Below are 11,670 nucleotides of genomic sequence, written 5' to 3' on the forward strand. Positions count from 1 at the left end.
CAGTCTCCTGATCGGCCCTCCCGCGCTCCGTATGAGTTGCTTTCGCCCCGCGCAGTGTCATCGCTCCCCCGTCCTGGCACGTCGCACTGCCATCAAAGAAAACACTCGTCCTGTTATTTGTACAGCCGGAAGTTGCGACATATACCTGAGCAAAGTCGGCTAAATCGGGCACAATAATCGGCTACTTTGACTCGGAAGCCACCTCGGAGGCGACTCTCGAGGTCGCCACGAGGATCAGAAACCGAACGACGCTTACTAAAATCTCGCGTCTGCACAGATCTACAGCAGTAGATCGATCAAAAACGAACGGAATCCATCACTCCGTCCAACACTTGGTTGCCCAACGAGAAGCGGCACCGCCCCGTCGGGTCGGTGCCGAAATCATTCCCACATGCAACTTAAGCGCGACGAGCGACTGCGGACGCCTCAGACCGCGCCGTTGTCCCCGCGATGACCGTTCCCGCGATGACCGTTCCCGGCGCCGCCGCCGCGCGCGGACTGGCCCGAAGGACCGCCGGCGGGGGCCACACCCTCCCGCAGCAGCCTCTCCGCCCGGTAGGGGGACATGTCGAGCTTGGCGAGCACCGCGGGGCTGACGATGCTGGGCAGCAGCAGCTGGTACAGCCCGGAGATCTCCTCGGACAGATCCAGCGCGTCCGGCAGGGCATCCGTCACCAGGTGCACGCCGGTCCACGCACCGACGACTAGCCGTGAGATGCCGGCCGGATCGGCATGGGAGACGAGCTCACCCCGGTCCTTGGCCTCGGCCAGCAGATCGTGCCCCAGCACGACCCAGTCCGGCCACCGAGTACCGAACAGCCTGCGGGCCTTGGGGTCCACGGACAGCCGGATGGCAGCACGCAGCATCGGCTCCCGAGGCAGCCGGTAGGCCAGCAGGAGCCCCAGGTCCACCCACTCCTGGAGCTTGAACGTCTGCGGCCTGAGCCCTTCACGGGTCAGCGCCTCCTCGAGCACACTGCGCGCCATCTCCTCCTTCGACGCGAAGTGGAAGTACAGAGCTCCCCGCGTCAGCCCGGTTCGCTTGACCAGCGCGGCGATGGTCGCGGCGTCGTAGCCGACGTCGTTGAAGAGGTCGGCCATGGCCTCCAGAATCAGATTGCGTGTGCGAATTGCACGCTCCTGCTTCACCATGCTGCGCCTCCAGGGCGTCTCTTTACTTGTGGTTTAGCTCTCATTGAACAGCCCTTGTAAGCAACCGAAGAGTCGGTACTTTATCAGCGCAGTGCATGCGAACAGACATCCGGATCACGGAGGTCTTGTCACAATGGGGGGGACATCTTGTCCATGACCACTGTTGCCGCACAGGCAACGCTTGACGATTCCGACCCGTCGTTCATGGCGAAGCTGGGTGAGTACACGCACCTCAGAGACAGCGACGCCATCCTCGTCAGAAGCAGGCGCCGACAGGGCGCGGACGACTTCACTCTCACCGTCCACTGGCCGGCCACCGGCGGCCCTGGACCCTACGATCCCCGGCTTCTGGCACAAACCGTTCGCCAGACCGGACTCGCCGTCGCGCACGCCGAGTACGGGGTGCCGACGACGCATCAGACGCTGCTGCGCGCCCTCGACATCACGGTGGAGCCGGGCCTTCTGGCCGTCGAAGGCTCGGCGTTCGAGGTCGACGTCGCGGTCACCCGAACGGCCGGGCGTTCCCGGAGTTCCCTGGCCATGGGGTTCCGCATCCACCAGCACGGTGTCCTCGTGGGGCGGGCGGACACCGAGTTCGACTGGGTGTCCCCGGCGGCGTACGAGCGCGTACGCGGCCGGTACCTCACCGTCGACTGGGGCCGGTGGCCGCTGCCGCGACCTGTGGCTCCCCGCCTGGTAGCCCGGGCCGACGACATCGACGTACTCCTGGCGGCCGGAGCTGGTGACCACCGGTGGCAGTTACGCAACGACGTCTCCAACACCCTGCTCTTCGATCATCCGGTCGACCACGTGCCCGGTCTCGTCCTGGTTGAGGCCGCCTGGCAGGCGGCGCATGCCTACGCGGCCCCGGCGCGCTTCGAGCTCGGCGACATCGCCATAACCTACGAGCGGTACGTGGAGTTCGGCGAGCCGTGCTGGATCGAGGCCCGGCCGCTCCCCGCACCGGCACCTGGCCGGATCGCCGTCGAGGTCACGGGGCACCAGAGCGGGCGGCAGGCCTTCGGGGCCCGGCTGAGCGGCCTGCGGCACCACCTGTAGGAGAAAAGCCGACGACCGCCATTGCACCCGGCTGCGGGGCGCAATGGCGGTTCAGGCGGGCGGGTGCTGTCGGTGGTTTCGGTGGCTGTCAGTGGTTTCATTGGCCGGCAGTGGTTTCGGTGGCTCCCAATGCCTTTCGGTGGCTGCCAGTGGTTTACGTGCCTGTCAGTTGTGTTCGCGGCTGTCAGTGGTTGATGAAGCCGCCGTCCACAGGCATCACCGTGCCTGTCAGGAAGGGACAGCGGTCACTGAGCAGCCAGGCCGCGGCTGCCGCGATCTCAGCCGGCTCCGCAGTACGTCCTTGCGGCGTAAGGGAGTTGGCCAACTCCTCCATGCCGGGGTTGCGTTCGAACCAGTCGGCGGTGATCTCACTGCGGGTGGTGCCGGGAGCCACCGCGTTCACTCTGATGCCCTGTCCGGCGTACTCGTCCGCCGCCGCTCTGGTGAAACCGACGACCGCGTGTTTGGAGGCGATGTAGGGCGCGGCCGCGGGAATGGCCACCAGGCCGGCCACACTGCTGTTGTTGACGATGGCGCCTGCGCCGCGTGGCAGCATCGCCGCTATCTCATGGCGCAGGCAGTTCCAGACGCCGCGCACATTGACGTCCATGATGGTGTCATAGACGTCGTCCGCCATCAGATGCAGCGGAGTGCGGTCGCCACCGATTCCGGCGTTGTTGAAGGCCGCGTCCAGACGCCCGTACCGGGTGACGGCGAAGTCCACCGCCCTGCCCGCGTCGGCGGCGACCGACACGTCGCTCACCACGTACGCCGCCTCCGCTCCCTTGCCCCGGAGTTCGTCCACGAGGGCGGCCAGCCGGTCTTCCCGACGCGCGGCCAGGACCACCGCCGCACCCTCCTGGCAGAACACCTTCGCCGCCGCGGCGCCGATGCCGCTGCTCGCACCGGTGATGAGGACCACTTTGTTCACAAGGAGATCACTGTTCATGGCCGGAGTCTCGGGCCTCCCGGCAATCGGTCGGTAACCGGGGCGAGCCGGGCGCGAGCGGAAGGCAGCGCTCCACCGAGGACACCAGGGCCGACACGGCGGAGCCCGTCTCGCGGTGGACCGGCGTGCGCCATATGCGCGTGAGTGTCATGAACGACGAACAGAACGGCGAACAGAACGACTAACAGAGGGACTAACAGAGGGACGCCGACAGATCTGTGACGAACCGGTCGTAGCGCTACGCCCCGCGCAGCGAACCCGGATCGTGCGGATACGCACTTTACGATCTCTACGATGCTGCGAGGGGCGCCGAGGAAGACGGCGGAGCCGGCATGCTCAGAGCCTTGGAGACCGTCCCGGCCACCTCGCGGGTCTGCCCGTCGAGGTAGAAGTGCCCTCCCGTGAAGACGTGAAGGTCGGTGGAAGCCGTGGTGAAGTCCTCCCAGGCAGCCGCCTCGGCCACCGTGACCACCGGGTCGGCGTCACCGATCAGCACCGTGAACGGGATGCTCAGGGCCGGGCCCGGCACCCAGGTGTACGAGCCGAGGGCCTGGTAGTCGGCCCGCAGCGCGGGCAGGATCATCTCCCGGACCTCCGGGTCGTCGAGTACCTGGGTGGCCGTGCCGCCCAACCGGGTCACCGCGCTGAGCAGTTCGGCGTCCGTACGCAACTGGTCGTGCCGGCTGGGCGCGGGAGTGGGAGCGCCGCGACCGGAGAGGAACAGCCGTACCGGCGCGGGCGCCTGCCGCTCGCGCAGGCGGCGCGCGGTCTCGTAGGCGAGGACCGCGCCCATGCTGTGCCCGAAGAAGGCGTACGGGGTTTCGCAATGCCGCACCACTTCATCGGCAAGAGCGTCGGCCAGCCTCGCGATGTCGGCGATCGGCTCGTCACGCCTGCGGTCCTGCCTGCCGGGGTACTGCACGGCCAGCACGTCGAGCGCCGCCAACTGGCGCGACAGGGAGACGTACGCGCTGGCTGCGCCACCGGCGTGGGGGAAGCAGACCAGCCGTGGTCCGTCACCAGTGTGCTGCCCGCTCCCCGCGGCGTACCTGCGGAACCACTTGCTGCCCACGTCAACTCCCCGCTCACCGTAGAAACATGGCGCCCACCGCGGGGCCACCTCTGCGACCATGGTGCGGGCCGCTCCTCAAATGCCGTACAAATCAAGCGCAAAGCTGCCACGGACCTCGGAGCAGACGGCGCCGAGCCCCGGACGACGATGTGTCACAGCCGACGTCCTCCACTGCTCGGGATTCAGCCGATACCTCACCGGCGGACCAGCACGGCAGGTCCCCGACATCCTCTCGCCAGGGTTCACGGCATGGATGGGGCGAGCTGTGTCACGAGCCAGGGCTACGCGCCCCGCCAGACCGTCCCGAGGCCGCACCAAGCACACCCTCCCGCCCTCCGAACATCCGCCGACCGCTCGTCATCGACGACAGAACGAGCAGGTCAGAAGCGTCTGCATCCGCCACCGGGCCCATCAGCCCCGATCCCCTCAACCCGTACCCGTCCACATCCGCTACGCTGTTCCTTGGCCAGTAGTCGGTACGCCATGTTGTCTGCACGAGCAACAGCGCAGTGGATATGGCACCACTCCTGACCAGCGGGTTTGTGTCCTTGCCTTCGTAGCTCAGGGGATAGAGCACCGCTCTCCTAAAGCGGGTGTCGCAGGTTCGAATCCTGCCGGGGGCACTCTGTGCGGCGCGCTGATGTGCAGGTCAGCGCGCCGCTCTGCGTTTCCTGGTGCTATTGGGGCGCGCGTGATTACGGCTCGGTTGGTGGCGCTCATGCCACGTAGGAGCGAGAAAGCCCAGGTCGAGGGGCAGTAGCGGCGTGAACTCCCCGTTTGCGCCGCTGCTTGAGATCAACGCCACGGCTCATCGTGCCAGATCAGCCAGCGACAGCAGTAGGTGCGCGGATTCGGGGTGGAGGAAGTCGGCGTGCGCGCCCGCTGGGTGCCCGAGCGTGTACGGGTACCGGGGGTTGCTCCGGTACCAGCCGAGCACTGTCGGGCGCGTGTCCGCCGCGGCCTGGACCGCCTCGACCAGGAAACGGCCGCCGAAGGAGTGCCCGACGCAGTGCAGATACTGGCCTGGCGCGGTGCGCAGGGTGGGCGGGGCGCCGGCAGCGTGCGCTGCTCGTTGAGATAGCCGAGGAGTTGGGCGATGACGTCGGCGGCACGCCCCTGGGTGGTCATCGCGTGGGCCCGGTCCCGGATCCGGCGGTACCCCCGTAGGAGCGGGCTGCTCATGGACGGCCAGCGCACCAGGACGTAGTGCGCGGACCAGCGGCTCAGCGCCCGGATGCCTGGGGGTTGTCGGCGTGGACCCCGTCCACGAGGTCAAAGAACCGGCGTGCGCGCCCGCCGGGTGCCAGAGCCGGCCGCGGGGGTGTTCCGCCAGCCGTGCACGAACACCACGATATCCGTGGCCGACTCGGGCACGTGCAGGTGGCGTGCCAGGAAACCGCGGACGTTGGCGGTCGGCACCATGGCTCCGGTGCGGGGGCCGCGCAGCTCGCCCTCGGCCGTAAGGTCGACTGCCGTGGGCGGGGTCATGCGGGCTCCTGGGGCCAGAGATGGACGTCGAGGCCGCGGTAGAGGGTGAAGATCAGCCCCAGAGGGCTTCCCGCCTCGTCGGCGAAGTCGCGGGCGAGCCTGCGAACACTGTCTCCGAGTCGGGCCCCATGGTCGAGGAGATCGGTGAAGAGCCGAGTGGCGTACTCGCGTGCGAAGGCTCGGGGGAGGTCGATCTGCGGGCCGAGCAGACAGCGTGCGCCGTTTCGCAGCAAATAGTGTCCCGCCGCAGAGTAGAAGGCGGAGGACAGCTGCCCGCCGTGGCAGGCGCCGACGAAGACCAGCGGCCGCATAGGCAGCGGCTGATCGCCGCACAGCCAGTTGGCGAGCTCGCTGCCGTAGATCTCCTCCCCGTCGCCCAGTTTCAGGTAGGGCAGTCCCGGAGCCCCATCCGCAGAACTGACGTGGCCATGGCATCCGAAACGGTCTTTTCACGGCGCACTGTGACCGCGGTGCGGCGAGCGCATGCCTCGAAGATGCCGGGGAGTGCTGAGATGAAGCGGGTGGGCGCATGCTCTGCGTCGACGCCCTCGTCGACGTTGAGGCCGATACTCACCGGGCCGTCCGCCACGCGGATTCGGCTGTCGTAGTCCTTGATCCGCGAGAAGGTGTGCTCGATGAGGTGCTGATACCCCCAGAAACCCGCGAAGTCCCACTCGTCGCCGATGACCAGACCCTGGGGTCGTCCCCCGAAGGCGGGGTGTAGAGCAGGTTCCAGGGGACGAACAGGTCGTCCGACTCGATGCTCATGGCGCAGTCGCCGTCCCGTGTGTGCCGGAGCAGCACTTCCCCGATCTCCTTCATTCCCGGGTCGCCGTTGTGGAACAGCAGTTGGAAGAGATCATTTCCCGCGCGTGCGAGCCGAAGCCCGATCTGCTGCAGGCGCGGGCAGTCCGGGGCGGCGCCAGGGTGGTCGTCCACGAAGGGGAACGTGACGGCGGGCGCATACGGGTCCGGGCTCGTGTGCTTGAAGGAACCGTCAGGATGCGCGGCTGTTCGGCCATACACCGAAGGCGCTCGCGGTTACCGCAACGGTGAGGATGCCGGGACTCCGCGGCAGTCGTGGGCCGTGTGCTTGGACCATTCCAGGGCGGAGTGGTCCAAGTCGCCGTCGACGTCCACGAGGTAGCTGGCTGACGGCCACCGGACGGGCGTGCTCGACAACCGGCGCGGCTACCTGCCCTGAATGGGGAGCACGGCATCCATGGTCACCCGCGCACCGCAATACCTACACCGGATCTCGGCGAACGACGCTTTGATGCGCGCCCGAAGCAGCGCGGCGCTCTTGTATGCGTCGGCCACGGGCCAGGGCGCGTTCGGCGTGCAGGGCCAGGGCCACCGGGGCGGTGATGAGCAGGCCGGTTCTCTCCCCCCTCAATAGGGCCAACTGCAGTAGCGCACTGTCGTCGTTGAGGGATCAAAGCCGATGACCGGTGAGTTTCCTTCGGCCCTGCCTGTCAACCCTTTGCTCTTTCTTTCTCTTATCGAGGGGCACATATCAGCCACGCCAACCTTGGACGCTTGTGCAGACGGGAACGCGGGGTGCCGGATGAGTCGAACACTGGCGGAGGTGAACCAGATCCGGAACAGGGACTGGCCCTCCGAGGGCGCCCTCAGCGGCTGAAGGGCAACCCCAGGGCACCCTTTCTTTACCATAGCTAATAGTGATGCGATTGCCTGATTACCTGCGACGGGCATCACGGGAAGGCTCTTGCCGCGTCCTTTGAAGCCCGAGGCAAGGCGTCTTGGTCATCCGAGGTGGAACCGACGCCGCCTGCGTGGCGCGATCCGGGAGGGGGGCGTAGAGGAAGTACCTGAGATGTATTTGCTTAAGTAACTTATTATTCAGCTCGATGCGATGCCCTGCTCCTCAACTCCGAGCACATACGCCTGCATCGGCTCGAGCGAGTCGCAGATGAGGAAGATGACGGGCGCAGGGTCCCAGGGCTCGCCTTCCCGCACTGCCCGCGTGTCTCATTTGTCCGCATATAGGCGTGGCTGGATCTATCGCATCCTTGCCGTACAGGCCATTGACCTGCGGTGATCGCGGTGGTTCTCATAAGGCGGCCGTAAGGGCGGCGTAAGAAAGCCGTGAATCATTGGGGTGGGGATGGGGTTTTCTTGGCGTGCGCGCTCGGCAGTGGGCTCGCGCAGATGCGTTGTTTCACTGGCGGCTACGGTCGCTTTGATGGCGGTTTTGCCGACTCTGGCCGCGCCGGCTCCTGCAGCGCAGGCAGCCGACACCGCTGACAGCAGTCAGGTGACGCCTGAGGCTCGGGCTGATGCGGAAAAGGCGGCGGAGACCGGAGAACAGGTCGAGGTCGTGGGTGAACGCACGTCCTACACCACGACTTTCGCGAACCCGGACGGCGTGACGTTCACGCTCAAGGACTCCGCCGTGCCGGTGCGGGTGCGACAGGCTGACGGGTCCTGGACGCAGCCGGACGCGACGTTGGAGGAGCGGCCGGACGGCACCGTCGGACCGAAGGCGTCGGTCGCCGGGATCTCCTTCTCCGACGGTGGGGACGGCGCCGACCTGGTGAAGCTGTCACTGAAGGGGCGGTCTTTGACTGTGGGCTGGTCAGGCACCTTGCCCAAGCCGACGCTGGACGGTGACTCCGCGGTGTACGCGGACGTCCTGCCGGGCGTCGATCTGCGGATGACCGCTACCACCGAGGGCTACCGCGAGGTGCTCGTCGTCACCTCTGCCTCGGCCGCATCGAACCCGGCACTGAAAAAGCTCTGGTTCCCGGTGAGGACCAGCGGGCTGGCCCTGCGGGATGCGGGCAGCGGCGGTGTGTCCGTGGTCGACGACGACGGAAACACCGTCTTCCGTGCTCCTGCTGCCCAGCAGTGGGACTCCGCAGGCGACGTCACCACGACCGCCTCTGCCTCGCCTGCAGCCTCGTCCCAACCGGCGTCCCAGACGTCGTTCATGACAGCACCGCAGGACAGCGCGGCGAACGATGCGACGGGTGACGACGGCGAGACGACGCCGGATCCGGCCGAGGGGCCCAACGACGGCGACGCCTCCACCCGCCTGCCGGTCACCACGCAGCAGAGCGCGATCACGGTGACACCGGATGCGTCGATGCTGGCCGACGACTCCGCCGTTTTTCCTCAGTACATCGACCCGGACGTCGGCATGACGGCCTCCGAGCGGACCCTGTTGTCCTCGGACGGGGACACGTTCTACAACTTCTCCGGCGGTGACGACGGCAAGGGCGTCGGCTACTGCGGCACCTACGTGACTGGTGGCTACGCCTACTACTGCGGCTCCGGCTACAAGAACCGCATGTACTTCGAGTTCTCGCCGGCGAAGCTCGCGGGAAAGCACGTCCTGGACGCGACGTTCACTCTCACGGAGAAGTGGTCGATGTCCTGCACGCCGTCCTGGGTGGACCTGGTGCGCACCGGCAACATCTCCGCGTCGACGAACTGGCCGGGCCCGACGGCGAACTGGGACCTCATGGTCGACCGGGACGTCTCCGCGGGCCGCGGGTCGGCATGTGATCCCAGCCAGCCCGCCGCTCCGATCGAGTTCAACGACAACGCTGCCGAGCCCAACGAGAACCTGACCTCGACCGTGACGAAGTTCGCCGCCGGCGACTTCTCCCGGCTGACGCTGATGCTGAAGGCGCACGACGAGACCGACCCGAACAGTTGGAAGCGGTTCGACGACAACGCCGAACTGGATGTGAAGTACGTCGGCATCCCCGCCAAGCCGACCAAGATCGGCCTGGTCACCGGCACCAGCGTCGCGTGCGAGACGGACCAGTCGGATCCGCTGGTGGTATCCGACCCGACGCCGGCGCTCGCCGCGACACCGCAGACCGCAGCCGGCGGCGAGTCGGGCGCGTCGCTGAAGGCCGTCTACAGCGTGGACAAGTACACGACGAGCAGCGCCACATGGTCGACCGTCTTCGAGACCGCCCGGCCCACCAGCGGCTATGTGGGGGACAACGTCTCGCCGGGCAGTGTGCCCACTTCGACACTGACCGAGGGGACGCTGTACCGGTACCGGGCATGGACACGGTCGTACTACAACAGCGGAGACGACTACCTGGCCGGGCCCTCGAACGCGTCGACGACGGGCTGGTGCTACTTCAAGGTCGATCCCACCCGGCCGAAGGCGCCGGGGATCGCGCTGTCGAGCCCGTACTCAGTGTGCGACAGCAGTTCCTGCACCGCCGCAGGCGGGCCGGGCACCAAGGTGACAATCGCGTTCAGCGCCGCGTCCGGGGACACGACCAACACCGCCTACCAGTACAAGATGTCGTCTTCGGCCGCATGGTCGACACCGACCCCGGCCTGGGCGCCGATGGCAGTGTTCACCCCACCGACCTCGGGCACCTTCACTGTCTTCGTACGGGCGGAGGACTCGCTGGGCTGGGGTGCCCAGAACTCGGTGGACTTCCTGGTCGCGGAGGGCACCGGCCCCATCGGCCAGTGGCACTTCGATGAGGCGAGCGGCGCCGCGCTCGACACGTCCACGACCGTGGCAGCGCAGCAGGACAACGCGCCGCTCTCATCGACCGGCGCCTCACGTGACGGGCGTGGCCGACGCGGTGTGCTGACGCGAGATGCGACAGGCGCCGAGTTGGCGACGCCTCAGACGGACACCGGCCTGACTTTGAACGGAAGTACCGGATACGCGGCCACTGCCGGCGCAGTCGTCGAAACCCGCTCGTCGTACACGATCGCGGCTTGGGCGCGGCTGGATGCCGCACCTTCTCACAATGCCGTGGTGGTGTCGCAGACCGGCACCGGCAGCACCCATCCCGGCTTCGCCCTCTACTACTCCACCGCCTCCGCCAAGTGGGTCCTGAACTGGCACTGGACCGACGCGGCCGGAACAGAGCACGACGTGCGCTCCCTCGCCGACGCCACGTCACCGCCGGTGGCTGTGTGGACGCATCTGGCCGGCGTGTACGACGCGGCCGACAACACGATCCAGCTCTACGTCAACGGCAAACCGCAGGGCGACCCGCAACCGCTGCCCGCCGGGGAACCGGAGGCCGACACAGGCCCGACCGAGTTCGGCAGGAACAACGCCTCCTCCTACTTCGGGGGACAGATCGACGAGGCACGCGTCTGGCAGCGGGCACTGTCGGATGACGAGGTGTCGGCCGAGTCACAGCTCTTGACCAACCATGACTACGCCGCGGCCGAGCTGGTGGCGGCGTGGGACCCGTCCGCGGCAACGGGAACGTCGGTCGCCGACACCACCTCCAAATACGCAACACCGCTGACCCTCTCCGGCGGTGCCTCGCTGGACGGAACCGGCATCGTCCTGGACGGAACCGACGACGCGGCCACCGCACCGGGACCGCTCGTGGATGACACCGGCTCGTTCACGGCCACCTCCGCCGTGCAGCTGGACAGCGCAGCCCTGGCGGCCAAACCGGCCGGCTACATGGGACAGGTGATCGGGCAGCGCAGCAGCGACGGCTCCGCCTGGGGCCTGTGGTACGAGCTGACCGGCACCGACACCGATCCCGAGACCGACGCCACGATCCCGGTCGGACTGTGGCACTTCGGCCGCCTGAACGCCGACGGCAGCTTCACCGGGGTGGTCTCCGACGCCGTCGCGGACCTGGGCAGCGCGGTGCGCCTGACCGGTGTGTTCGACGCGCAGGCCGGAACGATCAGCCTGTATGTCGGCGACACCCAGAACGACAGTGCCACGGCTTACACCGCAGTCGCGGGAGCGGGTGACTTCGCCGCCGGCAAGGCGTTCGTGAACTCCGCCTGGAGCCACTACCTGCCCGCGACCATCAGCGACATCCGGCTCTGGGCCGGCGCCATGGCCAGCCAGGACCAGATCGCCAACACCGTCGGCGACTGATCCCGGCGATCACGGCGGGGCGGCACTACCCCCTGGTTCGCCGCCCCGCCCTCCCGAGTGTTTTTCCAATGACCTGTGAGCATG

General features: G+C 67.4%; 8 protein-coding genes and 1 tRNA gene. 3 read left to right on the forward strand and 6 right to left on the reverse strand.

The features are described from left to right. Positions 1 to 426: 426 nt before the first annotated feature. A complete protein-coding gene (locus AB0I77_RS27630) occupies positions 427 to 1,152 on the reverse strand; it encodes a ScbR family autoregulator-binding transcription factor (protein WP_363285400.1) in 726 nt (241 codons plus the stop codon). 153 nt (positions 1,153 to 1,305) lie between these two features. On the opposite strand from AB0I77_RS27630, the gene AB0I77_RS27635 reads away from it, so the two are divergent. Continuing rightward, positions 1,306 to 2,211: a ScbA/BarX family gamma-butyrolactone biosynthesis protein gene (locus AB0I77_RS27635; RefSeq protein ID WP_363285401.1), complete on the forward strand. Its 906-nt coding sequence runs from the start codon at positions 1,306 to 1,308 to the stop codon at positions 2,209 to 2,211. A gap of 184 nt (positions 2,212 to 2,395) precedes the next feature. On the opposite strand, the gene AB0I77_RS27640 is transcribed toward AB0I77_RS27635, so the two are convergent. Both AB0I77_RS27640 and AB0I77_RS27645 read right to left on the reverse strand, forming a co-directional pair. Continuing rightward, positions 2,396 to 3,160, reverse strand: a complete 765-nt coding sequence (locus tag AB0I77_RS27640) for a glucose 1-dehydrogenase (protein WP_363285402.1) — start codon at positions 3,158 to 3,160, stop codon at positions 2,396 to 2,398. A 289-nt stretch (positions 3,161 to 3,449) separates the two neighbouring features. After that, on the reverse strand, positions 3,450 to 4,232 hold the full coding sequence (locus tag AB0I77_RS27645) for an alpha/beta fold hydrolase (RefSeq protein WP_363285403.1): 783 nt from the start codon (positions 4,230 to 4,232) through the stop codon (positions 3,450 to 3,452). A 550-nt stretch (positions 4,233 to 4,782) separates the two neighbouring features. Here AB0I77_RS27645 and AB0I77_RS27650 point away from each other — a divergent pair. After that, positions 4,783 to 4,855: transfer RNA gene (locus AB0I77_RS27650), tRNA-Arg, on the forward strand. Between the two features lie 649 nt (positions 4,856 to 5,504). On the opposite strand, the gene AB0I77_RS27655 is transcribed toward AB0I77_RS27650, so the two are convergent. The 3 genes from AB0I77_RS27655 to AB0I77_RS27665 all read right to left on the reverse strand — a co-directional run bounded on the left by AB0I77_RS27655 (position 5,505) and on the right by AB0I77_RS27665 (position 6,659). Continuing rightward, complete coding sequence (locus AB0I77_RS27655) at positions 5,505 to 5,720, reverse strand: hypothetical protein (RefSeq protein ID WP_363285404.1); 216 nt, start codon at positions 5,718 to 5,720, stop codon at positions 5,505 to 5,507. Beyond that, positions 5,717 to 6,031 carry a hypothetical protein gene (locus AB0I77_RS27660; RefSeq protein ID WP_363285405.1) on the reverse strand — a complete coding sequence of 105 codons (315 nt, stop codon included), beginning with the start codon at positions 6,029 to 6,031 and terminating at the stop codon, positions 5,717 to 5,719. The genes AB0I77_RS27655 and AB0I77_RS27660 overlap by 4 nt, the downstream gene beginning before the upstream one ends. Positions 6,032 to 6,290: 259 nt before the next feature. Next, the gene (locus tag AB0I77_RS27665; protein ID WP_363285406.1) at positions 6,291 to 6,659 is read right to left on the reverse strand and encodes a hypothetical protein; all 369 of its coding nucleotides are present in this window, start codon (positions 6,657 to 6,659) and stop codon (positions 6,291 to 6,293) included. A gap of 1,402 nt (positions 6,660 to 8,061) precedes the next feature. On the opposite strand from AB0I77_RS27665, the gene AB0I77_RS27670 reads away from it, so the two are divergent. Continuing rightward, positions 8,062 to 11,586 carry a LamG-like jellyroll fold domain-containing protein gene (locus AB0I77_RS27670; RefSeq protein ID WP_363285407.1) on the forward strand — a complete coding sequence of 1,175 codons (3,525 nt, stop codon included), beginning with the start codon at positions 8,062 to 8,064 and terminating at the stop codon, positions 11,584 to 11,586. Positions 11,587 to 11,670: the final 84 nt, after the last annotated feature.

This window comes from Streptomyces sp. NPDC050619, from assembly GCF_040654815.1.
In the GTDB taxonomy this organism is placed as follows: Bacteria; Actinomycetota; Actinomycetes; order Streptomycetales; family Streptomycetaceae; genus Streptomyces.